The following is a 23,131-nucleotide window of genomic DNA, read 5'->3' on the forward strand; positions in this document are numbered from 1 at the left end:
TGGAGAGAAAAAGCATTCTTTTACTCTCCAAATAATTTCTTCAAACTTACGAACGCCACCAATAATTTTCGACATTCGGTTCATTAAGATTCAAGAGTTCACCCATTTGCGGTGTGCTAATCGCTAAATTATTTTTTTGAGCCAAAGCGACAATACGTTCAAATGGATCGTCCCAAGCATGAAGTGCCAAATCAAAAGTCCCATTGTGCACAGGCAACAAATGACGACCTTTTAAATCGATATGCGCTTGTAAAGTTTGCTCTGGTTGCATATGAACATCGGGCCATTCGGAGTCGTAAGCACCCGTTTCTAACATGGTGAGATCGAAAGGACCATAACGATGTCCAATCTCTTTAAATCCATCAAAATAGCCTGTGTCACCACTAAAAAATACACGTAAGTCATTATCAATAATTACCCACGAAGCCCAAAGTGTCGCATTGCTATCACCCATACCACGGCCTGAAAAATGATGAGCAGGGGCAGCCACCAATTTTAGCCCATCCACATGGGTAGTATCCCACCAATCAAGTTGTTGAACTTTTTCTGCTGGAATTCCCCATTTAATGAGCGTATCACCCACACCAAGCGGTGTTAAGAAATGCTCAACTTTATCGTTAAGTTGCATGACTGCATGGTAGTCGAGGTGGTCGTAGTGATTATGCGACAAAATCACGCCTTTAATGGGTGGTAATTCGGCAATGCTAATCGGCGGCTGATGGAAACGTTTTGGTCCAAGCCATTGAAAAGGTGATGCACGCTCTGAAAAAACTGGGTCGGTTAACCAAAATTCATTTTGCAGTTTTAACAAAATGGTTGAGTGGCCCAAACGAAATAGAGAGCGGTCAGGCGCACTTAAAAGCTGTTCTTTTGACAAACTTAAAACAGGAATTGCTTTGTTTGGAACGGTATCTTTTGGTTTGTTAAATAGAAACTTCCACATGAGTTGAAGCGTTTTGCCAAAAGAAGGTTTGTGTTGGTTCGGACGCGTATTTCTAAATTTGCCATTGTGTTGCTGAGATGGCATTAAGGGAGCAGGCAAGTCTGTTGTGTTTGAAATAGTCATTTTGTTTTTCCTTATAGGAACAAACCTATATGTACAAATAAGAACTTGGGCTAAGTGCTTATTTAGATTTATTTAAATGAGTATTTACTCACTCATTAATTCATTCAAAAATAAGGACGCCGTGCATCCTTACTTTTATCTATATTGAAACTGCATGCCAAAAGGCTTCAAAACCTGATTTGCGATAACGCTCGGCTTGAGAAGGGTCTTGGGCAATAAAATTGAGTGTAACTTCAGCAAGCGCACCTAAAATTGAAGCAATAAATAACGGTGGATAGTCTCTTAATTTTCCATCATTAATACGCTCTTGAATGTTTTGAGTCAGGTCACAAAAGGTTTGCATGCCAATTTGTTTGCTTTGCTCAGTAATTTGTTCCGAAGTTGAAAGCTGCGCCATCACTTTCCGTTTAAGAGGGGCTTCTAAACTCCAGTCCAAATAGCTTTGCCAAATATGTGACATTTGTGTTTGTAGGTCAGCGTTAGTCGGGTAACTAAGCATCATCACCTGACGTAACTCAGCCTTTAGTGAAAGATATAACTGGTTAAGCAGCTCTTCTTTATTACTAAAATAGGTAAATAAAGTACCTTCTGCCACGCCAGCAACTTTGGCAATTTTTGAGGTAGACGCACGTTCGCCAAGCTCTGCCAATGTTTCGATAGCAGCACTTAAAATTGCATTACGTTTATCTTCACTACGAGGACGAGCCATATACAAAAATATTAATTGAGTGATTACTCAATCATACATAAAAATATGAGCAGTGCAAGCGAAATAGAATTTTACTGTCATAAATTTACTATTTTATAAACTATTCATAAGCTGCAATATTTGGCTCTTACACCATACGATTTGGTGTTCATGGGACTTTTGCTGATCCCAATATAAATTCATCTGATATCCAACAATATCTATCGGTAGCGGATGCACCTTAATTTGAGGGTAAGTATCTTTAAAATGAGCAATTTGACATTGAGGAATCGTGAGTAAATGGTCCATTTGTGTAATTAATCGGATTGCCGTTTCATATTGTTGGCAGCGGAAACTAATCGTTCTTTTAATACCTTGTTTAGATAAGAAAAAATCTTCAAAAACACGACCTGTGGGACGAGAAGACACTGTAATGTGCTTAGCTTCTAAATAAATTTCTTTGGTTAGGTTTGTTGTGGATAATAAAGGATGCTGCTTGCGACTTATTACTACAAATTGATCTTTAGTAAGGCATTCATAACCAATGCTATCTTCAACCGAATGTTGCACATCAATCGCAAAATCGATTTTCCCCGTAGAAAGCTCATGTCTTAAGTTTTTACGATCAATGCGTACGCTATTTAACTGCAAATTAGGATTAAATTGAGTTAAGTGCTGAATAATAGAGGGTAAAAAAATTCCTTCATACTCATCATTCATAGCAATTGTGAGATGCTTTAAATCTCGTGCTGGCACAAAGTCATGCGTGCTTTGTATTGCTTGATGCATAAGTTGTAATGACTGTTCAATTTTAGGCCATAAACGTTTGGCTAAAGGTGATGGAACAACACCGTGTCCATCTCGAATAAATAATGGATCATTAAAATGATCACGTAAACGTGCCAAAGCATGGCTAACAGCAGGTTGACTTAGAAAAAGTTGTTCACTGGCTCGTGTTAGATTTTTTTCTTTATAAATTGCCACAAATACACGAAATAAATTCAGGTCAATACGAGCAAGAGAGGCAATATTATTATTCATTTCATTCATAGTTTGCTATTCAAACAATTCATTTTATTCATTGTAACAAGTTAGATATGGTCAGGAAATAGCATAAGAAATAGAGTGATTAATACTGTGAATTTTGAATGTAGCGCTTGTGGTAACAGCATTTAGAAAGCGTTGATTACCACTAATTTTTATAAAACCTATGAACATAAGGAAATGATATGGCAACACATTTATTTGATTTGACTGGAAAAATAGCCTTAGTTACAGGTGCAAGCCGTGGTATTGGTGAGGAAATTGCCAAACTTTTAGCACAACAAGGCGCACATGTAATTGTATCTAGTCGCAAGATTGAAGATTGCCAACGCGTTGCTAATGAAATTATTGCAGCAAATGGTAAAGCGGAGGCAGCCGCTTGTCATGTGGGTAAACTCGAAGATATTGCAGCAATTTTTGAATATATTCGTAAAGAGCACGGTCGTTTAGATATTTTAGTCAATAATGCAGCTGCCAACCCTTATTTTGGGCATATTCTTGATACAGATATTGGGGCCTATAACAAAACGGTTGAAGTCAACATTCGTGGATATTTCTTCATGTCTGTTGAGGCAGGTAAATTAATGAAAGAACAGGGTGGCGGTGCAATTGTTAATACCGCATCTGTAAATGCCCTGCAACCCGGAGACCGACAAGGTATTTATTCTATTACCAAAGCTGCGGTAGTGAATATGTCCAAAGCCTTTGCAAAAGAATGTGGACCATTGGGCATTCGAGTGAATGCTTTATTGCCTGGTCTTACCAAGACTAAATTTGCTTCGGCACTATTTGAAAATGAAGATATTTATAAAAGCTGGATGGACACAATTCCATTACGCCGTCATGCAGAACCACGTGAAATGGCAGGTACGGTATTGTATCTAGTGTCCGATGCTGCGAGTTACACCAATGGTGAATGTATTGTGGTTGATGGCGGTTTAACTATTTAAGGAGGAATAGCAATGTACGATCATTATTCAGGTCAAGTGGTCTTAATCACAGGTGCGGCGAGTGGATTTGGTGCATTGCTGGCAGAGCAACTGGCAAAGTATGGTGCAAAATTAGTGTTGGGTGACTTGAATATTGAAGGGTTAAATACTGTAGTTGAACCGCTACGCCAAGCAGGAGTAGAGGTGGTTGCGCAAGTGTGTGATGTCAGCTGTGAAGCAGATGTACAGGCTTTGGTGCAAAGTGCAGTTACTCAGTTTGGTAGAGTCGATGTCGGGATCAATAATGCAGGTATGAGTCCGCCTATGAAAAGCTTTATTGATACCGATGAAGCAGATCTGGATTTGAGTTTTGCCGTCAATGCCAAAGGTGTGTTCTTTGGAATGAAGCATCAAATTCGTCAGATGTTGCAACAAGGTGGGGGCATTATTCTGAATGTTGCTTCTGTTGCAGGTTTAGGCGCTGCTCCCAAATTGGCTGCCTATGCTGCGGCAAAGCATGCTGTGGTGGGATTAACCAAAACAGCAGCGGTTGAATATGCAAATAAAGGCATTCGAGTTAATGCAATTTGTCCATTTTATACAACCACCCCGATGGTGGTCGACAGTGAACTCAAAGAGAAACAAGACTTTTTAGCGCAGGCCTCGCCAATGAAGCGTCTTGGCCATCCAAGTGAAGTGGTGGCAATGATGCTGATGATGTGTGCCAAAGAAAACTCATATCTCACAGGTCAAGCCATTGCAATTGATGGCGGCGTGACAGCTTATTAAAACATTTATTAAATACATCTTATTCATATCTTTAGGAAAAAATCATGACAATTAATTTAAGCAATCGAGTGGCTATTGTTACAGGTGCAGGCGCAGGTCTAGGGCGGGAACATGCATTGTTACTGGCTCGTTTGGGTGCAAAAGTGGTCGTGAATGATCTTGGTAGCGATGTGAACGGAAAAGGTGGCTCAACCATGGCGGCCCAAAAAGTCGTGGATGAAATTATTGCGGCTGGTGGCGAGGCGATGGCAAATGGTGCTTCAGTCACTGATATTGAACAAGTTCAACAGATGGTAGATGAAACAATTGCCCGTTGGGGACGTGTAGATATTTTAATTAATAACGCTGGAATTCTTCGAGATAAAACTTTTAGTAAAATGTCCTTAGATGACTTCCGTACCGTGATTGATGTCCACTTAATGGGGGCAGTAAATTGTACTAAAGCGGTATGGGATATCATGCGCGAGCAAAAATATGGTCGTATTGTTATGACGACTTCATCCTCTGGTCTATATGGCAACTTTGGGCAGTCCAACTACAGTGCTGCAAAAATGGCATTAGTTGGACTCATGCAGACACTGGCTTTAGAGGGTGAAAAATCTAATGTTCGGGTGAACTGTCTAGCACCAACAGCTGCAACTCGTATGCTTGAAGGATTATTACCCGAAGAAGCCCTTAAAGCTCTTGCTCCAAGTGCGGTCAGTCCTGCAATCGCGACTTTGGTTAGCGAAGATGCACCTACCCGTATGATTCTTTGTGCTGGCGCAGGTAGTTTTGAAGCTGCCCACATTACCCTTACGCAAGGAATTTATTTAGGTACGGATGAACAAGTTCCGCATGTTTTAGCACAACGTTTAGCTGATGTTTCAGACCGAACAGATGAGTTTGTTCCTGTCAGAGGAGGCGCTCAGGGTGAGCTTGAGCTGAAAAAAGCTTCATTAATGGCAGGAGAATAATTTTGACAAAAAATACATTAAGCATCGACCAACTGGTTGAGTTGCAAGGCCAAGCATTAGGTAGCTCGCAATGGATGACCATTGATCAAAGCATGATTAATACCTTTGCAGATGTCACACAAGATCATCAATTTATTCATGTGGATGAAGAAGCTGCTCGTCAGACACCTTTTGGTGGCACGATTGCCCATGGTTTTTTAACACTTTCTTTACTTTCAGCGATGGCCGCTCAGGTGTTGCCGACTGTTCAGGGGCAGAAATCTGGCGTGAATTATGGCATCAATAATTTGCGTTTTATGAGTCCTGTACATAGCGGTAAGCGGGTGCGGGGAAATTTTCACTTAAAAAATGTTTCCCAAAAAAATAAGGGAAGTTATCAGTTGATCATGGAAGTCACGATTGAAATCGAAGATCAGGCAAAACCGGCACTTGTGACAGAGTGGCTTACACTTGTAAATGTATAGGAATAAACCATGAGCAATGAATTAATTCTCTCTCGCCGTGATGTCGATTTTTTGCTATTCGATTGGCTAAAAGTCGAAGAACTCAGCCAACGCAATTCTTTTGCAGGACAGGACCGTTTTGAATATACGTCTGTTTTAAACGTTTACGAGGCTTTGGCAACCGATTTATTTGCTCCTCATAATAAAAAAAATGACAGTAACGAACCTGTTTTTGATGGTGAACGTGTAACTGTCAATCCTGAAGTGGGGGTAGCGCTAAAGGCCTTTGCTGACGCAGGTTTGATGAGTGCAGCATTTCCATCAGATTGGAATGGGATGAACTTACCTAATACCATCGAGCGTGCAGGTATGGCATATCTTCTCGGTGCCAATTCGGGAACAGCGGGCTACGCCTTTTTAACCATTGGTAATGCAAATTTATTAATGGCTCATGGTGAACCTGAAAAAGTTAAACCCTATGTCAACGCCATGATAGAAGGCAAATGCTTCGGAACGATGTGTTTATCGGAGCCGCAAGCAGGTTCAAGTCTGGCTGATATTCGTACACGTGCGATTAAAACAAAAGATGGTCGTTATCGTTTGTTTGGAAACAAAATGTGGATTTCAGGTGGCGAGCACGATATCTCTGACAATATTGTTCATTTGGTTTTGGCAAAAATTCCAGATGAAAATGGACAATTACCAGCAGGTGTGCAAGGCATTTCTCTGTTTACCGTACCGCGCAAATTACTCGATGAAAATGGACAGCCAAGTGAACGTAATGATGTGGTATTAGCTGGAATTAACCACAAAATGGGTTATCGCGGAACAGTGAATTGTGTGCTGAATTTTGGGGAAGGTCGTTTCACACCCGAAGGAGAAGCAGGCGCAATTGGTGAGCTAGTCGGCGAAGCTGGTAAAGGGCTGGCCTATATGTTCCATATGATGAATGAAGCCCGAATTTCGGTTGGACTTGGGGCAGCAGCATTGGGATATACAGGTTATCTTCATGCTTTAGATTATGCAAAAACTCGAGTACAAGGTCGTTCTCGTAGTGAACGCAATCCAAGTTCCCCACAAATTCCGCTCATTCAACATGCGGATGTTCGCCGTATGCTCTTGGCGCAAAAAGCATATGTCTCAGGCGCATTAGCACTGTGCCTATATGCAGCCCGATTAACCGATGATATTCACTCGCTTGAAGATGCCGAGCAACGCGATCAAGCCCATCAATTACTTGATCTATTAACACCAGTAGTGAAAAGCTGGTCTTCTGAATGGGGACTTGTCGCAAATGATTTAGCCATTCAAGTTCATGGCGGCTATGGTTATACCCGTGAATATAATGTTGAACAGTTTTATCGGGACAATCGACTTAACCCGATTCATGAAGGAACATTTGGCATTCAGGCGCTCGATTTATTAGGACGAAAAACACGTCTTAATCAGGGGCTGTCGATGAAGCTATTACATGAAAAAATCATGTATACGATTGAACAAGCCAAAGCAGAGCCTTCTTTAAAAGATCATGCAGATCAATTAGACCAAAAGTGGCAACTCATCCGAAATGTAACGGAGAAATTGCATGCTTTAACTGATGTAGAACTTCAACTGGCAAATGCCGCTAATTATCTGGAGGCTTTTGGACATCTTGTGGTGGGATGGTTATGGCTTGATCAAGCGGTAGTCATTCATAAACTCATGCCGAACTCAACAGATCCTGATTTTCTGCGTGGGAAGCTTGCCGCGTGTGATTATTTCTTTGGCTGGGAAATGCCGAAAATTATAAGTTGGTTAGCGGTACTCGATCCGGTAGAGACGACTCCACTCAATATGTCAGAAGAATGGTTCTAGTAAGAACCATTCCTTAACCGCGCCGTTTGACAGAAAAGGAGAACAACCTGATTTTATAGAAAATGCCTAATAAGAATCACTATGTAAAAACAAATATCAGGCGTTCAGAAAAGAGCGCCCTAATAAGTAAAAATAAAAATCTAGGACGGATTAAAAGATGAAAAAGAAAACATTAGTCATAGTCATGGCTTCATTTTGTACGAGCTCACTCTATGCAGCAGCATTTGATCGAACAGGACAATCAATTTCTGCATTTCTACAACCCGGTAATTATTTTGAGGCAAGTTTATCTGTTTCAGACACTTCGTTAGAAGGACAAGAAGCAGGTACAAACCCAACACGTAATAGTATTTCTGATATTGCAAACTCTGATTATCGTCCCAGTGCAGCTTTGAAATTACAGTTAGCACCTCAGTTCTCATTTGGTTTTCTTTACGATCAGCCATTTACCTCCGACTCAGAATATTATGGAAATAACAGCTTTGTTGCTAAGCCGAGCGATACGATTTTAGTACCGGGCATTGATTCAGCAACACTTGCCCAAAAGACTGGTGGAGAAGTCGTAACAGGGAACACCAAATCGAATTTTGTTATGCAAAATTTTAGTCTGATATTTGGTTATCAACCGGATAAAAACTGGAATTTTTATGCAGGTCCTGTTTATCAGACATTTAAAAGTAACGTCAATTTAAGAGGTCAAGTTTTCAGTTTATATAATGGCTATGACTTTAATGCAAAAGAAGTTGGAGATTGGGGATGGTTGGCAGGATTTGGTTATCAAATTCCCGAAAAAGCCATTAAAGCCTCATTGACCTATCGTTCAGAAATTATGCATGAAGTGACTGCCAATGAAAATGCGCCACTGGTTGATATGTTAAGTACACAGCAAGGCCGTGATTTTCTTGATCAGCATTTGGCATATATGGTTTCTATAGGACAACTCACTGAATCGCGGAAGGAGGCACTCAATCGTATTGTTGCCGGCTTACCTGAAGCAGGCACATCAGGATCAACTAAGTTTAGAGCGCCAGAGTCAGTAAATTTGGAATTTCAGACCGGATTACGCAAAGGTACTTTATTGTTCGGTAACGTGCGCTGGGTTCACTGGAACGATTTTGAGTTTAAACCGTATCGTTTTGGTGAAATCTCAGAAGTTGTTGGGGTTCTATCAACGCCAAGTCGTCCAAACGGTTTTAATCTGGTTCGTTATTATGATGATCAATGGTCTGCCAACTTTGGAATTGGGCAACGCCTAAGTGATAAATGGTCGGGTTCAGTTTCTGTAGGTTGGGACTCGGGAGCAGGTGAGCGCGTGTCCACAGGTGGGCCAGCTAAAGGTTATTACAGTGTTGGTCTTGGTGCGCAATATAGTCCAACTTCAAAATACTTTATTTCAGGTGGGATGAAGTATCTATGGCTCGGTGATGCCAAAGGACAGCTTGGTGCTCAGGCAGGCAGTGAATATTATGTGGGTGAATATAAAAATAACTATTCAATCGGTTACGGTTTGAAAATTGGTTATAAATTTTAATTCAACTATTTGATGGATCGCTTAGTTATATAAACAGTTTATTTCTGCACGAGAGTAAGCAGATTAAGAGATTAAAGAAAATATAAAAAGTGGAGTAGGAACAGTTCCATTTCTCCCTCTCATAAAAGGACAATAAGATGACAAAACAGATCTGGTTAGACGAATATAAGCAATGGAATATAGAAAGTACGATTATATTGCCAGATGAACAAACTTCACTTCTCGATTTATGGGACAACAGTTTTAATAAGTTCCAGCAAAGAAAGGCTTTTATATTTGCAGATCAATCTTTTTCTTATGCTGAAATTGATTTATATAGTCGACAAGTAGCAACATTTTTGCAAAGTTTAGGGCTAGAAAAAGGTACACGTGTTGCCGTGATGATGCCCAATATTATTCAGTACCCAATTATTTCACTTGCCGTGATTCGTGCAGGTTATATTTTGGTCAATATTAACCCTCTCTATACAGCACGTGAGTTAAAGCATCAGTTAAATGATGCAGGTGCAAAAGTCTTATTTATATTAGAGCAATTTTTACCTGTTTATGAGGCGATTAAAGAGCAAGTGTCGGTTGAGCAGATTATTACCACCACCATGACTGAAATGTTAGTCGATCAACCTACTGAATTAGACACCTTAGATTCTAAAAAATACGCTTTTAAGCAAATCTTATTGAAGGCAAATGCCCAAGACTATATACGTCCTAAGCTTATTCTTGAAGATACTGTGCTTTTGCAATATACGGGTGGAACAACAGGCGTATCGAAGGGCGCAGAATTAACCCATAAAAATATTGTCGCCAACTTATTACAAAATAATGTGGTTTTTAAAAGCTACTTTGGTGACCGAGATGCTTTTGAAGATGAAATAGCGATCTGTGCCTTACCGCTTTATCATATTTTTGGTTTTACTGTCTGTTTATTGCACAGTGCAATGAATAAAGGTTATGCCACTGTTTTAGTTCCAAATCCGCGTGATTTAGATGCTCTCGTACATTGTTTTGAAAAATATCGTCCTACGGTTTTTCCTGCTGTAAATACTTTATTTAATGCACTGCTTCATCATGAAGGCTTTAATAAATTGGACCACAGCCGTTTAGAAATTACCACTGGCGGCGGTATGGCAATTTTGAAATCCACTGCCGATGGATGGGAAAAACTGACAGGACGTATTATTCGTGAAGGGTATGGCTTATCAGAAACATCGCCTGTTGCAACCTTTAACCCACCAATCTCTAATACTTTTAGTGGCACAATCGGTATTCCTGTACCGAGCACGGATATTGCAATTTTGGATGATGAAGGTCTCCAATTAGCGCCCGGTGAAACTGGAGAAATTGCAATTCGTGGCCCGCAGGTCATGAAAGGTTATTGGAATTTGCCTGAAGAAACGAAAGCGGTCATGACTGCTGATGGTTTCTTTAGAACGGGTGATATTGGCTTTATGAATGAAAAAGGCTATACCAAAATTATTGACCGTAAAAAAGACATGATTTTAGTTTCAGGCTTTAATGTTTTTCCGAACGAAATTGAAGAAGTTTTAGCCCAACATCCAAAAATTTTAGAAGTCGCCGTGGTTGGCATTGCAGATGAAAAATCGGGTGAAGTGCCTAAAGCCTTTATTGTCAAAAAGGATGACTCTTTATCGGTTGAAGAAATCCAAATCTATGCAAAAGAAAACCTGACTGGCTACAAACAACCACGCTATATTCAATTTATCAATGAATTACCCAAGTCGAATGTGGGTAAAATTTTAAGAAAAGAACTAAAGGTTTAATAAAAACTTTTAATTAAAAACATAAGCGTATGGGACTAGAAGGTCCATAAATAAATGAAAAAGGAATGAGATTATGGGTTCAGGATTAATTACCGTATTTTTACCAATTGCACTCGCAATTATTATGGCTGGTTTGGGCCTAGAGTTGACCATAAATGACTTTAAACGCGTGCGACAACACCCCAAAGCCGTCTTTATCGCATTATTTTGCCAACTGGTTATTTTAGTCGGTATTGCATTTATTATTTGTAAGGTTCTTGCTTTACCACCAATGCTTGCTGTTGGATTAATGCTCCTTTCTGCATCACCGGGCGGGCCAACAGCTAACTTATTTAGTTATCTCTATAAAGGAGATATCGCTTTAAATATTACTTTAACGGCTATAAATTCGGTCATTGCTGCCTTTACACTTCCGTTAATTGTGAATTTTGCAATACAGCACTTTATGGAAAATGGACAAAATGTAGGTTTGCAATTCTCTAAAATCATACAGGTTTTTCTCATTATTCTAGTGCCCGTTGGGATCGGGATGTTAGTTCGTCATTTTGCGCCGCATACGGCTGAAAAGCTCAATAAACCTGTGCGTATCTTTGCTATCGTTTTTCTCGTATCGATCATCATATTGGCAGTTGCACGAGATTACCAAAATCTGATGACGTATATTGGGCAAATTGGATTGGCAACTTTGCTGTTCTGCGTATGTAGTTTAATGGTTGGCTACTTTGTTCCACGATTATTAGGTGTAAATAGCTTTCAGGCAAAAGCTTGCGCATTTGAAATTGGAATTCATAACAGTACCTTAGCCATGACCATTGCTTTTACAGTAATGGCAAGCAGTATGGCCGCTATGCCAGCAGCCGTTTATTCATTATTTATGTACATTGTTGCAGCTATCTTTGGCACTTTGCTAAATCGTCTAGAAAAGAAAGAGATCACACAAATATCAACTAAAACGTACTCAAAGAATCTTCAGTAATATCTAGTAGATAAAGGTATTTAATTACCACCAGATGTTGAGAGTTTGAAATAAAAGAGGAGGCTAATACCTCCTTTTTTAGTCTCAAAATTTAAAATATTTATGGCCGAGTAAGCGCAGTCACAATAAAAAGAAAGCGTTAGAGTGCTGTTATAAAAGCAAATTGTTAAGCCAATATTTAAGGTTTTCCTTAATTATGTAATTAAATGAAAAACAATAATTTAATTAAATAATTTCTAGCCAATTTTACATTGACAGCTCAAATATTGAAGATTACCATTTGCGGGCTGGCCTACATTGCCAGTCGGTTTTGACGGACCGAGTTTGTAAGACCACATCAGAGCTACTCCTTCTGAGGGATACTCATATGTGCACACCCCGTTCCCTCCCGTAGCGGTAGGACGGGAGTGGGACACCTTCGGGTGTGCTGGAGTCTTACCCAGTCCGTCAACCTGCTTCCGTTCTGCCACCATAATTTATAATGCTTTGGCAGAACTCCCAAAAGAAGGAGTTGGCTATGCACATTCATAAATTATTGGCAGTCACTGTCAAAATCTATCTCGACACAACTTAAATCAATTTAAAGCAGTTTGATGAGCTTATAGGCTTTTCAGGCTTTAAATCATTACGTCTAAAACTTAGCAACAATAAAACTTGAGATGTGCCAAGCACAGTCTTTACGGCTTTGCTGTGCCTTTTTTTCTCCCAGAAAAGGCACAGGCTTTTTAATCTCTTTTAGCAACAACAAGAATTTATAACGGTAAAACGATGCCAACTTTAGAAAGATCTTCCAAAAAATTACAGGTTCTTCATACAGCAATTGAGCTGTTCAATCTCTATGGATTTCACAATGCGGGCGTGGACTTAATCATCAAAAAATCCAAAGTTCCTAAAGCCACTTTTTATAACTACTTTCACTCAAAACAGCGACTTATTGAAATGTGTGTATCCTTTCAAAAAAGCAAACTCAAAGAAGAAGTGCTGGCAATTATCTACTCAAGCCGTTACCGAACCTCAAGCGATAAACTCAAAGAGATTATCGTTTTACATGTCAATTTTAATAGCCTGTACTATCTATTACTTAAAGCCATTTTTGAAACTAAACAGATTTACCCGCAAGCCTACCGTATAACACTTGAATATAGAAAATGGCTACTTAAAGAACTTTTTGATTTGATTTTTAGTTTGGAAACTCACGCGTTAAAACCAAGTGCTGACATGGTTTTAAACCTAATTGATGGATTGATGTTCCAGATTTTAAGCTCAAAGCGTTTGGAGGAAAGGGATGTGGTGGTGGAGAGGTTTTTTTGGGGGTTGGGGTTAGCTTTTAAGATATAAAAGATTTTGAGCAGTTTTGCCCTAAAATATAAGATAACTTTGTTGTAAATTAATTATAAATAACTAGTCTCAAATAAATACTATTGTTTATTTTTTTAGAGTATTTTTTGAAAATTGAGGATGAAAATTATGAAAATATAGTGCATGAAATAGTCAAATGTAAAATTTGTAAATAAGTTTTTGTTAGTTATAATTATATATTTTTAAATAAGGAATAATATGAGTAATTTTGATCCTGATAATAAAAGAAACTATCTTAAAGATATCTATTTTCATTTAAAAGATTTAAATTATAAAGATATAAATCATAATGATCCTACTGAAATGAATTATTTATTCTCATTTCTAGGAGTAATTTTTTAATTACTGGTTTCTTAAGTAGTGGTTATACAGAAAAAGATAGTTTGAACTTCTTTTTATTAGTTTCTGGGCAAGTAATTCTTTTTATTCTTATTTCCCATAATTTGTTCGAGTTAATACCTTCTGTGAAGCGTTTTTTAGAATTAAAATCTACAAAATTCTTTTTTATTTTTTCAGTAAGTTCTTATTTTTTCTACTCAAGATCACAAGTTTCCATAATACTTAATAATATTTTGAAGTATCAGGTGATAGTTTTACTTATAGTTTGTTTTTTGGTTCTATTATTTATTTTTTAAATCATTTTTTTAGTTATTATATCTGGTTGCTTTTATCTATTTCTCTTATTCTAATATTTAATTATGTGGAGTTTTGTTATAATGAAAAACATAAATATAGTATAGTTGAGCTTATATTTAATCGAAAGATATATATATTATCATTGTCTATATTTCTCACTTATATAACTTATTCAATAAGTAAGGATGATATTAGTCATGAAGCATTACCTTATAAAATATATGTAATTGCTAAAAAGCTAGATTTTGATTCTAAAAGTAAATGCGATAATTTGTATGCAAGTCAAAGTGTTATTTATCAGGGTTCAAATAAGGAGAGGATACTGATAAGTAATTACTCCCCTTATTTTGAAAGCGAGGATATGACTATTTATAGTTTTATGAGAGATAAAGAGAAAAAATATTTAAAATTTAATGATGCCTTAAATAATAATTTAATTCAATTTGAGGATAGAAAGTGTTATTTGGATAAATATTAAAAAACTATTGAAATTAGAAAAAGCTCATAAAGAAGGGGCTTTTTTTATTACACATTGCTTAAAAAATATACAGAAAACTCTCTGAAACGAGTTGGAAAGCTACAAACGCGAATGATACGTTAAGTTTCACTCTTCCCAATAAGTGAGGTGAGCAATGAAATTGTTAGCTTTGATTGGTATGGGAGTTGCAGCGAGTTATTGGTATAAAACTATAAAAGATAGCAAGCCAACTCTTCTGAAACCTAATTTTGATGAAATAGTAAAAAACTTTGTAGTAGCAGAATTTAAAGCCTAATGCATTTGATACTCTTAATTAAATAAAAAGCTCATCGGAAGATGGGCTTTTTTATTGTAGTGGTGTTTATTGAGTTTAGAGCTAGTCGGTATTTATAATTGCACCAAATTTTTAAATACTAATGGCAAATGACAACTACAGTAAGACTTAATCACACATTATCTTCTGGAACTAAAGGAGATGGACGTGATCAGAAAGAAAAATTTATAGATTATTGTGAATATAAGTATTTTCTACCTGATAGTCAGAAATGGGGTGTTTCAGTGAAAACTGAATTAACTCAAGCAGAAATAATAGAAAAGCAAAAATGCAATGACGCTATCAATAATCCTTTCACATCAGAATACTATCTTTTGCTTTGTTTCATAATTATTACGATTATATTTTTCACTTTTTGGAATATGAAAGGTTATCTTTCTATAAAAAGAAGAGAGCAAGAGACAGGAATTAAAGCGAATATATCATTTGAAATGAAAATCATATGTTTAGTTTCATTCTTTCTTACTCTCATTGTCGCGGGAGTATTGTATGCTCTCTATTTTCTATATCTTAATTATAAGTATCAGTACTGAAGTATCTAAGTTAGTCGAACATGTTTCGCTATAGAAATCCCACTAAATATTGATTATTAGTGGGATTTTTATTTTGAATCATTTTCTAAATGTAGTTTTTCATTTTTATTCTATAAACCATTATTAAAAGGAAAAACTAACTCTGCCAATACGGTGTGTCTCCATAGATTTCAGCAAAATAATCGATCACTACTCGAATATTTAAAGGCGGATGGCGGACATTTGGATAAATGGCTGCAATATGCTGGGGCTGTGATTTAATCGCGACTTCATATTCAGGTAAAAGCTTGATTAAGTCGCCTTGTTTTAAAGCCTCGCCAATCAACCAGTCAGGAAATAAAACAATCCCCATACCATGAAGCGCAGCTGTCATTAAACTCTCGGCATTGTTTGAAGAAAGTAAGGGGGTAATTGGATAATGTATCCATTCTTCATTGGGCTTTCTCACTAACCAACGGTTAGGACCTTCAAAACCTTTATAGACTAAGCATTTGTGTTGATTAAGTTCTGTTGGCTGATCAAGCGTACCGTATTTGGCAACATACTGAGGAGAGGCGGCCAAATAATACTTTTGTGTAGCAAAAATACGTGCATGAAATGATGAATCAGTTAGCGTTCCAATGCGAAATATTAAATCGGTGCTTTCGCGTAATGGATCTATAAATTCGTCGGTTTGAATTAGCTCTATTAAAAGTCTTGGATAACGTTCTGATAAACCCGCCAACCACGGCGCGATATGCCGTTGACCAAAAAATACAGGAGCATTGATGCGGACGAGTCCCGATGGCTCTATGGTTTTATCTTGTAAAGCCTTTTGAGCTTCATCAAATTGTTCAGTAATTCTTTTTGCATATTCAAAAAATAATTTGCCCGATTCGGTCGGTGTAATTGCTCGCGTATTTCGGTAGAAAAGTTGCTGTCCCAACGCATCTTCAAGCTGTTGGATGGTTCGAGAAATCATAGATGCAGATACGTCTTCTTTACGTGCTACATTCGAGAAGTTTTGAGCATTATAAACACTAATAAAGAAGCGAAGCGTGCGGATATCAATCGAATTTGTTAAATTCATTTGTGCAATTTTTGCAAAAGTGATTCATGAATTATGCTGTTTTTCTGATGAATTGGCTACCTTAGTATTCGTTGCCTAGATACAGATGAGGCAATGTAGATGCAAATTCTATTACTACTCCTAACCATTTTAGGGGGAATGGGGCTATCGGTCGAAGCAGGGCTTTTAGGACCGTTAGGAAAGGAAGTAGGTGAGTTATGGGCCACCTTTAGTATTTTTGGTGTGGGTGCAGCACTTACCTTTTTACTCATGCTGTTTTTTAGTCCACGTAATAGTCCTTCATTTTTTACACTTCCATCTTGGCAATTACTGGGTGGTGTTTTAGGGCCTGCTTACGTCATTATTTTGACCATTACCACTCCAATTATCGGTATAGCCATGACGATGATTGGAATTTTAGCGGGTCAGGTGTCTAAAAGTCTGATCATCGACCACTATGGTTTGTTGGGGACTCCGCGTCGAAAGGTTGACCGTAAACGAATATTGGCACTCATCTTTATTGTTGCTGCACTTGTACTTGTCGCAAAAGCATAGGAGACCCGCATGACAATTTTAATGATTCTTCTCGCTATCATTGGTGGTGCTTTACTGAGTGTGCAAGCCGCAATTAATGGTCAACTTGGAGCAAAAGTTGGTGTATTTCGTAGTGCTTTTTTGACTTTCTCCGTCGGTGCTCTAATTACTGCACTCCTTATTTTTTACTTTGAACCAAAACAAACCTTAACCTTGTTAGATGTTCCCAAATGGCAGTTGTTGGGTGCTATGTGTGGAGTGCCTTATATTGTCATTATGGTAATGGCCGTGCAAAGAATCGGGGCTGCGGTTGCTACGGTAGCTGTAATTTTTGGGCAACTTTTGATGAGTATCTTGATTGATAACTTTGGCTGGTTTGGTAATGAAATGCTCCATTTTTCACTATATAGATTAGGAGCGCTAATCTGCCTAGGGATTGCTTTATATTTTATCTATTCAAGTAGTAAAGACAAAAAGCTGGAAGCGTAATACAAGCTTAAAATTGAAATTAATATAGGTCTCATTGTTAGTCGTAAAGCATACTAATAATGAGGCTATGCTTCATATTTTAACTACTTTGATAAATGAAAGAAGTTGCTGTCGAGAGATAGAATTAAAATATAAGAAATATGGTAAAGTTAAAAACCTAATTCAATACATTAAAATTGATATCAAGCTATTGTAGGAAAAACATGGTTAAAATTAAACCTCACCCAGCAACAAGCGGAAATGCATCGGCTGATCGCCTTTTAACTTTGTTAACTGCTTTTAGAATAGGTGATAAATCTTTAACCCTAGCAGAACTCGCAGAACGAACAGAATTAAATAAAGCAACCATCATGCGCTTAATCGTTTCGCTAGAAGATTTTGGTTTTGTTAACCGTCTTTCGGATGGCAGATATACGCTTGCCAGCGAAGTTATGCGTTTAAACACAATTTATCAAGATGCTTTAGATCTAGAAAGACATGTGGTGCCGTGTTTACAGCAACTTGTTGATGAAACTGGTGAAACTGCTTCATTTTACGTTAAACATGGGGCATATCGTCTTTGCCAATATAGAGTGAACTCTACCCATCGACTGCGTGTTCATATTCAGCCGGGCGAAGTTCGACCAATGGATGGAGCAGCAGGCGCTCAAGCATTGCGATCAACACACGAACAGGTTTTAGCAAGAACTGAACCTTTTTATTCAACGGGTGTAACGGAACCGCATGCTGCTTCAATGGCATTGCCAGTATTTGATGCTCAAAATGATGTAGTTGGAGCATTAGTCGTTTCGGGGCCATCAAGCCGTTTTACTGCGGAAATTGCAAAATCTGTGGGGGATTTTTTCTTCAAAATTGCAGATGATTTAACGAAAAGTTTAGGTGGTAAGAGTATTCGTAATTAATTTAATATTTTAAATGTAAAAAAGGGGCTCACGATTTAGCCCCCTTTTTTATATATGCTGTTTATGAAGTACTTTGTGGTTGGCTAAACAAAACAGCTTTCTTTCTAGACATAATGAAAACCATGATAGCCGACACGAGATTTAAGGCTGCAAGTGGAAGTAAGGCAATAGCGTGGCTTCCTGTTGCATCATGAATTGCGCCATAGATATTCACCATCATGCCGCCACCAATCAGGTTAGCGCATGCGCCAATTGCTGCTAGTCCTGCCGCCGTTGTAGTCGGTGACATCCATGATGATGCTAAAGCCCAGAAAGGACCTTTCATAGAATAAGCACCAATTAATACGACACTGAGTAAAAAGATTGTGCCAATAAGTGAAGACGTGAACAAAGCAATTAATAAACCAAATGAGATCATCAATAGTGTGATTGCTGTATGCCAACGGCGTTCATTTTTACGATCTGAACTACGACCCCAAAAAATCATTGCAATAGAAGCTAGGCCATAAGGAATTGCATTTACTAAACCGATTTCTAAATTACTCAAACCAAATGATTTAATTAATTGTGGTGCCCAAACACTCATTGTACTTCCAGCAGCAGAAGCACCAGAATAAATAATGATCATAGACCAAATATATTTATTCCTTAAAAGTTGCCATAGTGAAATATGGCCAATTGGGGTTTTTTGTTGGCGTTCAAACTGTAATCTTTCAACTAACCAAGCTTTTTGTTCGCTATTAAGCCATTTTGCTTGTTCTGGTCGATCAGTGAGAACAAATAGGCAAGCGATACCCAGTAAAACAGCAGGAATGCCTTCTAAAATAAATAGCCAATGCCAGCCCCGCATGCCTAACCAACCATCTAGGGATAATAAAAGCCCAGATAGTGGTGAACCGATAAAGTTGGCACCCGGAATCGCCACCATAAATATTGCGACCATTCTGGCTCTATAATTAGCAGGCAACCAATAGGTTAAATATAAAATTACACCAGGGAAAAAGCCTGCTTCGGCAGCGCCGAGTAAGAACCGCATAATATATAATGATGTGGAGCTTTCAACGAATGCAGTTGCGGATGATATTACCCCCCACGTCACCATAATTCGGGCAATCCATACTTTTGCTCCAAATTTTTGCATGGCGAGGTTGCTGGGTACTTCAAATAGAAAATATGCAAAGAAAAATAAGCTACTGGCAAAACCAAAAGCAGTAGCTGTTAATCCAAGGTCTTCATTCATTTGTAATGAAGCCATACCAATATTGCCACGATCAATAATAGCGATGACATAACAAATTGTTAAAAAAGGCAATAATCGCCACGCCACCTTGCGCATCGTTTCGCGTTCAATCGCACTCGGTTGAGAGTATTCTGTAGACATAAAAAAATCCTTTTTTATATTCAGTATTTTAATTGTTCTCGCATCTAAAAGCTTAGAAACAATTGAGTTCCATGATTAGCTATTAAGTAACTTCCAGTTAGCGATAGCTCGTGGGTTTAGTAATTGGCCATTCCAAATACTCACAATCTGTTCAAGTGCTAAAAGACCGACGCGATTACGTGAATCTGTTGTGTTTGCTCCTATGTGAGGAGTCACAACCAAGTTAGGTAATTCCCATAGTGGATTATCTTTTTCTGGTGGTTCTGAAGAAAAGGTATCTAAACCTGCACCAGCAATTTTATTATTTTTTAGTGCATCAACTAATGCAGCCTGATCAATTAATTCACCACGTGCTGTATTGATTAAGATGCTTGAGCGTTTCATCTTTTCAAATTGGGCATGAGAAAATAAGTGTCTATTCTCTGCTGTAAGTGGGCAATGTAGGCTAATAATGTCACTGGTTTCTAAAAGTTTTTCAAAGTCGTGTTCCTGTTCTACATAATCGAGCTCTGGCAGATTTTGTAAAAACGGATCATATACTTTTACTTTCATGTTTAAGGGAGCCACTAACTTCATGAGTATGCTACCGATTGCCCCTAAACCAATTAAGCCCAACGTTTTGCCATAAAGCTCCACACCATTTGCACTTGCTTTGTCCCAATGACCTTCCCGAATACGTTGGTCTAACCATGTGACTTGTCGCGCAACATTAAACATGAGTGCAAAAGCGTGTTCGGCAACAGATTGTGCATTTGCGCCTACTGCAATAGTGACAGGAATTTTTCGTTCAGCAGCAGCTTGAGTGTCGATTGTGTCAAACCCAACACCATGTTTTGCAATCACTTTTAAATTATCAGAAGCAAAAATCATATCTCTAGAAAGTTTGCCTGTTCGAACAATGATTGCATCAGGTTGTTCATCATGGATGAGTTTTTCCATTTCATCTTTTGCCATGTAGGGTTCAGTTGGAATCAACTGAATATCATGGGATTGAGCATACAGTAACGCATCTGAAGTTAATGTTGGCCCCGTGATAAGAACTTTACGTTTCATTTTGACTTACACTCCATTTAAGTATTTTGAGCAAAATACGTCCTTAATAATCCACATTATTAAAACGTCATTTCAAAAAAATAGTCAATAGTAAAAACTAAATTTAAAAATTGAGTAGAATTTAGTTTAATTTTAATTAAAAATGAAATGACATTTCAAAAAAATACTGTCATATTAATTTGCACAAGAAAACTGATCTAAGGGAAAAGTTATGGTAATTGGTTTTAGAGTGCTAAAAAACGACAGAAAAGTTGAGCAAAAATGGATTGAGCAATATCGAGATCTACCAGTCGCTAATGTCAGTGACTCAATGAATCGAATGACTTCAGGTGGGGCTCAATTAAGACCAATGCATAAAAAGGGATATCTTTGTGGGCCTGCCATTACAGTTAAGGCACGCCCGGGTGACAACTTGATGTTGCACTATGCTATTGATATCGCCCAACCAGGAGATGTCATTGTGGTTGATGCTGGTGGCGATCTAACTAATGCATTAATTGGAGAGATGATGGTTGCTTATGCCATTAAGAAAGGTATAGCCGGCATCGTTATTAATGGCGCTATTCGTGATGCAGCAGTAATTGGAGAGGGAGATTTTCCACTTTTTGCGGCAGGAATTTCACATCGAGGACCTTATAAAGACGGACCTGGGGAAATTAATGTTCCTATCGCAATTAATGGAATGGTAATTGAACCGGGAGACTTGATTTTAGGGGATGAGGATGGGCTTTTAAGCGTGCCGTATGCAGAAGTTGAAGAAGTTTATCTGAAAGCAAGCGCCAAACATGCCGCTGAACAAAAGCAATTAGAGCAAATCGCCGTAGGTGAAAATGACCGTAGTTGGGTGATTAACAGCTTAAAACAAAAAGGATGTGAATTACCGGAATAAGGTTATTCAAAACCATTCAAACACAAAGGGAACTAGCGAAGTCAATGATTGAGCTTCGTTAGCCTATCTAAAGTTAATTCAATAATCATTATTTTACTGATTGAAAAATAGGAAATTTCAATTCGGTCTATGTGATTTCGTCTAAAGGAAAAGGACATGAAATATAAAGGGATAATTTCTTTATCATTATTAATGAGTATTACTTTGCAGCAAGCCAAAGCTGAAAGCGAAGATAACTCGGCGCTAAATGAAAAAATAATTAAATTACAACAGCAAATAGACTATCTCATGGAGAGGCAGAATTTAAATCAAAATAACGGATTGAATAAAGCTCCTGAATTGAGCCAAAGCAAAACATTAAACACTGACAAGCCTATTTCGACTGATCAGACTAAAATTAAATTTTATGGAAATATACGTGTTGATGCTGCATATGATTTTGAAGGTTCAACGCGTTCAATTGCGAATAAGACAGGATCAATACCATTAGATAATTCAAACTCAACAAGCAAATCATTAAATGTTTCTGCCGCGACTTCACGTGTAGGGGTGGATATTGTTAAGCCCACCTCGAAAGGAGATTTGGTTGGAAAGCTAGAAGCCGACTTCATGGGAAGTGGTGGAGATAACGGTAATGGTTCGGTTCGGGTTAGACACGCTTATATTTCACTAGGAAATTGGTTAATTGGTCAGACGACTTCACCTTTTGTGAATAGTGATACAGCTCCAAGTTTGGTTGATTTTACAGGTGCAATGGGCACAGGAACTCAGCGTAATATCCAAATCCGTTATCAGCACATTGTTGATGCCAAACAAAAATTATTATTCGCTTTGGAAGGCGGTGATGTTGAAAATAAAAATGTAGAAGGTGGAAGCCGTTTTCCTGCATTAACCATGCGATATGAATTTAAAAATCCAGATTTTTTGGTTCAATTGCATGGCATGCTTCATGAAAATCGAGCAGTTTCTGACACGAATGAAGAGCAAACTAAACTTGCTTGGGGGGCTGGATTAGGTACAAAGTATAAGCTTTCTGAAAATGACTCAGTTGTGTTTAATTACTATCACATAGCTGGCGATAACCGTTACATGCTTTATTCAAAAGATAATGATGCCTTCTATTTTGATCAAAATCGGATGTATTTAAGTGAATTTGATTCTATTGAGTTAGGGTATCTGCGCAAATGGAATGAAAATTTACGCTCGTCTTTATCTGCTGGTAGCCTTATCTATAAAGATTCAAATTTTTCAGAAAATAACCCTGATCAGAATAAAAGGCTAATCAATGCAAGCGTCAATTTATTTTGGACGCCTGTTGAAAAAGTCGATCTTGGTGTTGAATACACCTATGGTAAGAGAGAAACATTCTCAGATTTAGAAGGGAAACTATCTCGAATCAACTTATTAGGTCGATACAATTTTTAATGTAATCACAGCCACT

General features: G+C 38.0%; 22 protein-coding genes. 16 read left to right on the top strand and 6 right to left on the bottom strand.

Annotation, left to right across the window (positions count from 1 at the left end):
* Positions 1-46 precede the first annotated feature (46 nt).
* The 3 genes from H7R46_RS08345 to H7R46_RS08355 all read right to left on the bottom strand — a co-directional run bounded on the left by H7R46_RS08345 (position 47) and on the right by H7R46_RS08355 (position 2,804).
* Complete coding sequence (locus H7R46_RS08345) at positions 47-1,066, bottom strand: MBL fold metallo-hydrolase (protein WP_032012636.1); 1,020 nt, start codon at positions 1,064-1,066, stop codon at positions 47-49.
* Between the two features lie 139 nt (positions 1,067-1,205).
* Entirely contained in the window at positions 1,206-1,775 is a 570-nt protein-coding gene (locus H7R46_RS08350) for a TetR/AcrR family transcriptional regulator (protein ID WP_000113716.1), read from the bottom strand.
* 93 nt (positions 1,776-1,868) lie between these two features.
* A complete protein-coding gene (locus tag H7R46_RS08355; protein ID WP_032012634.1) occupies positions 1,869-2,804 on the bottom strand; it encodes a LysR family transcriptional regulator in 936 nt (311 codons plus the stop codon).
* Between the two features lie 179 nt (positions 2,805-2,983).
* Between H7R46_RS08355 and H7R46_RS08360 the strand changes: the two genes are divergently transcribed.
* The 11 genes from H7R46_RS08360 to H7R46_RS08410 all read left to right on the top strand — a co-directional run bounded on the left by H7R46_RS08360 (position 2,984) and on the right by H7R46_RS08410 (position 15,394).
* Complete coding sequence (locus tag H7R46_RS08360) at positions 2,984-3,748, top strand: SDR family oxidoreductase (RefSeq protein ID WP_042783361.1); 765 nt, start codon at positions 2,984-2,986, stop codon at positions 3,746-3,748.
* 12 nt (positions 3,749-3,760) lie between these two features.
* Entirely contained in the window at positions 3,761-4,516 is a 756-nt protein-coding gene (locus tag H7R46_RS08365) for an SDR family NAD(P)-dependent oxidoreductase (RefSeq protein ID WP_032012632.1), read from the top strand.
* Between the two features lie 44 nt (positions 4,517-4,560).
* Entirely contained in the window at positions 4,561-5,472 is a 912-nt protein-coding gene (locus H7R46_RS08370; RefSeq protein ID WP_000154577.1) for an SDR family NAD(P)-dependent oxidoreductase, read from the top strand.
* Between the two features lie 2 nt (positions 5,473-5,474).
* The gene (locus tag H7R46_RS08375) at positions 5,475-5,936 is read left to right on the top strand and encodes a MaoC family dehydratase (RefSeq protein ID WP_032003720.1); all 462 of its coding nucleotides are present in this window, start codon (positions 5,475-5,477) and stop codon (positions 5,934-5,936) included.
* 9 nt (positions 5,937-5,945) lie between these two features.
* Complete coding sequence (locus H7R46_RS08380) at positions 5,946-7,769, top strand: acyl-CoA dehydrogenase (RefSeq protein ID WP_032012631.1); 1,824 nt, start codon at positions 5,946-5,948, stop codon at positions 7,767-7,769.
* A 157-nt stretch (positions 7,770-7,926) separates the two neighbouring features.
* Positions 7,927-9,300, top strand: coding sequence for a long-chain fatty acid transporter (locus H7R46_RS08385; RefSeq protein WP_032012630.1), 1,374 nt, complete (start codon positions 7,927-7,929; stop codon positions 9,298-9,300).
* 137 nt (positions 9,301-9,437) lie between these two features.
* Positions 9,438-11,078, top strand: coding sequence for an AMP-binding protein (locus H7R46_RS08390; protein ID WP_086260939.1), 1,641 nt, complete (start codon positions 9,438-9,440; stop codon positions 11,076-11,078).
* Positions 11,079-11,151: 73 nt separating this feature from the next.
* Positions 11,152-12,054: a bile acid:sodium symporter family protein gene (locus H7R46_RS08395; protein ID WP_000534580.1), complete on the top strand. Its 903-nt coding sequence runs from the start codon at positions 11,152-11,154 to the stop codon at positions 12,052-12,054.
* Between the two features lie 768 nt (positions 12,055-12,822).
* On the top strand, positions 12,823-13,392 hold the full coding sequence (locus H7R46_RS08400; RefSeq protein ID WP_042783360.1) for a TetR/AcrR family transcriptional regulator: 570 nt from the start codon (positions 12,823-12,825) through the stop codon (positions 13,390-13,392).
* 1,289 nt (positions 13,393-14,681) lie between these two features.
* A complete protein-coding gene (locus tag H7R46_RS08405; protein WP_032013290.1) occupies positions 14,682-14,822 on the top strand; it encodes a hypothetical protein in 141 nt (46 codons plus the stop codon).
* 128 nt (positions 14,823-14,950) lie between these two features.
* Positions 14,951-15,394, top strand: a complete 444-nt coding sequence (locus tag H7R46_RS08410) for a hypothetical protein (RefSeq protein WP_032013293.1) — start codon at positions 14,951-14,953, stop codon at positions 15,392-15,394.
* A 136-nt stretch (positions 15,395-15,530) separates the two neighbouring features.
* Here H7R46_RS08410 and H7R46_RS08415 read toward each other — a convergent pair whose 3' ends face one another.
* A complete protein-coding gene (locus H7R46_RS08415) occupies positions 15,531-16,463 on the bottom strand; it encodes a LysR family transcriptional regulator (RefSeq protein WP_032012942.1) in 933 nt (310 codons plus the stop codon).
* Between the two features lie 99 nt (positions 16,464-16,562).
* Between H7R46_RS08415 and H7R46_RS08420 the strand changes: the two genes are divergently transcribed.
* From H7R46_RS08420 to H7R46_RS08430, 3 genes are all read left to right on the top strand, one after another.
* Complete coding sequence (locus H7R46_RS08420) at positions 16,563-16,997, top strand: DMT family transporter (protein ID WP_017386104.1); 435 nt, start codon at positions 16,563-16,565, stop codon at positions 16,995-16,997.
* A gap of 9 nt (positions 16,998-17,006) precedes the next feature.
* Positions 17,007-17,465 (top strand): DMT family transporter, encoded by a 459-nt coding sequence (locus H7R46_RS08425; RefSeq protein ID WP_042783358.1) that lies wholly within the window; start codon positions 17,007-17,009, stop codon positions 17,463-17,465.
* A gap of 203 nt (positions 17,466-17,668) precedes the next feature.
* A complete protein-coding gene (locus H7R46_RS08430) occupies positions 17,669-18,367 on the top strand; it encodes an IclR family transcriptional regulator (protein ID WP_002113797.1) in 699 nt (232 codons plus the stop codon).
* Between the two features lie 61 nt (positions 18,368-18,428).
* Here the strand turns inward: H7R46_RS08430 and H7R46_RS08435 are convergent, their stop codons facing one another.
* Together H7R46_RS08435 and H7R46_RS08440 are read right to left on the bottom strand one after the other, a co-directional pair.
* Positions 18,429-19,748: an MFS transporter gene (locus tag H7R46_RS08435; protein ID WP_014206856.1), complete on the bottom strand. Its 1,320-nt coding sequence runs from the start codon at positions 19,746-19,748 to the stop codon at positions 18,429-18,431.
* 75 nt (positions 19,749-19,823) lie between these two features.
* Positions 19,824-20,801: a hydroxyacid dehydrogenase gene (locus H7R46_RS08440; protein WP_032012940.1), complete on the bottom strand. Its 978-nt coding sequence runs from the start codon at positions 20,799-20,801 to the stop codon at positions 19,824-19,826.
* Positions 20,802-21,012: 211 nt separating this feature from the next.
* Here H7R46_RS08440 and H7R46_RS08445 point away from each other — a divergent pair, with 211 nt between their 5' ends.
* Complete coding sequence (locus H7R46_RS08445; RefSeq protein ID WP_032012939.1) at positions 21,013-21,690, top strand: RraA family protein; 678 nt, start codon at positions 21,013-21,015, stop codon at positions 21,688-21,690.
* A 156-nt stretch (positions 21,691-21,846) separates the two neighbouring features.
* Positions 21,847-23,115 carry a DcaP family trimeric outer membrane transporter gene (locus H7R46_RS08450; RefSeq protein ID WP_032012937.1) on the top strand — a complete coding sequence of 423 codons (1,269 nt, stop codon included), beginning with the start codon at positions 21,847-21,849 and terminating at the stop codon, positions 23,113-23,115.
* Positions 23,116-23,131: the final 16 nt, after the last annotated feature.

Origin of the sequence: Acinetobacter sp. BEC1-S18-ESBL-01, assembly GCF_014169935.1 — a bacterium.
Taxonomy (GTDB): Bacteria; Pseudomonadota; Gammaproteobacteria; order Pseudomonadales; family Moraxellaceae; genus Acinetobacter; species Acinetobacter pittii.

What these genes read in the sequence shown, in the direction of transcription:
- H7R46_RS08345 (WP_032012636.1), bottom strand. Translation starts at nt 1,066, where the DNA reads ATGACTATTTCAAACACAACAGACTTGCCTGCTCCCTTAATGCCATCT.
- H7R46_RS08350 (WP_000113716.1), bottom strand. Translation starts at nt 1,775, where the DNA reads ATGGCTCGTCCTCGTAGTGAAGATAAACGTAATGCAATTTTAAGTGCT.
- H7R46_RS08355 (WP_032012634.1), bottom strand. Translation starts at nt 2,804, where the DNA reads ATGAATGAAATGAATAATAATATTGCCTCTCTTGCTCGTATTGACCTG.
- H7R46_RS08360 (WP_042783361.1), top strand. Translation starts at nt 2,984, where the DNA reads ATGGCAACACATTTATTTGATTTGACTGGAAAAATAGCCTTAGTTACA.
- H7R46_RS08365 (WP_032012632.1), top strand. Translation starts at nt 3,761, where the DNA reads ATGTACGATCATTATTCAGGTCAAGTGGTCTTAATCACAGGTGCGGCG.
- H7R46_RS08370 (WP_000154577.1), top strand. Translation starts at nt 4,561, where the DNA reads ATGACAATTAATTTAAGCAATCGAGTGGCTATTGTTACAGGTGCAGGC.
- H7R46_RS08380 (WP_032012631.1), top strand. Translation starts at nt 5,946, where the DNA reads ATGAGCAATGAATTAATTCTCTCTCGCCGTGATGTCGATTTTTTGCTA.
- H7R46_RS08385 (WP_032012630.1), top strand. Translation starts at nt 7,927, where the DNA reads ATGAAAAAGAAAACATTAGTCATAGTCATGGCTTCATTTTGTACGAGC.
- H7R46_RS08390 (WP_086260939.1), top strand. Translation starts at nt 9,438, where the DNA reads ATGACAAAACAGATCTGGTTAGACGAATATAAGCAATGGAATATAGAA.
- H7R46_RS08395 (WP_000534580.1), top strand. Translation starts at nt 11,152, where the DNA reads ATGGGTTCAGGATTAATTACCGTATTTTTACCAATTGCACTCGCAATT.
- H7R46_RS08400 (WP_042783360.1), top strand. Translation starts at nt 12,823, where the DNA reads ATGCCAACTTTAGAAAGATCTTCCAAAAAATTACAGGTTCTTCATACA.
- H7R46_RS08405 (WP_032013290.1), top strand. Translation starts at nt 14,682, where the DNA reads ATGAAATTGTTAGCTTTGATTGGTATGGGAGTTGCAGCGAGTTATTGG.
- H7R46_RS08410 (WP_032013293.1), top strand. Translation starts at nt 14,951, where the DNA reads ATGACAACTACAGTAAGACTTAATCACACATTATCTTCTGGAACTAAA.
- H7R46_RS08415 (WP_032012942.1), bottom strand. Translation starts at nt 16,463, where the DNA reads ATGAATTTAACAAATTCGATTGATATCCGCACGCTTCGCTTCTTTATT.
- H7R46_RS08420 (WP_017386104.1), top strand. Translation starts at nt 16,563, where the DNA reads ATGCAAATTCTATTACTACTCCTAACCATTTTAGGGGGAATGGGGCTA.
- H7R46_RS08425 (WP_042783358.1), top strand. Translation starts at nt 17,007, where the DNA reads ATGACAATTTTAATGATTCTTCTCGCTATCATTGGTGGTGCTTTACTG.
- H7R46_RS08430 (WP_002113797.1), top strand. Translation starts at nt 17,669, where the DNA reads ATGGTTAAAATTAAACCTCACCCAGCAACAAGCGGAAATGCATCGGCT.
- H7R46_RS08435 (WP_014206856.1), bottom strand. Translation starts at nt 19,748, where the DNA reads ATGTCTACAGAATACTCTCAACCGAGTGCGATTGAACGCGAAACGATG.
- H7R46_RS08440 (WP_032012940.1), bottom strand. Translation starts at nt 20,801, where the DNA reads ATGAAACGTAAAGTTCTTATCACGGGGCCAACATTAACTTCAGATGCG.
- H7R46_RS08445 (WP_032012939.1), top strand. Translation starts at nt 21,013, where the DNA reads ATGGTAATTGGTTTTAGAGTGCTAAAAAACGACAGAAAAGTTGAGCAA.
- H7R46_RS08450 (WP_032012937.1), top strand. Translation starts at nt 21,847, where the DNA reads ATGAAATATAAAGGGATAATTTCTTTATCATTATTAATGAGTATTACT.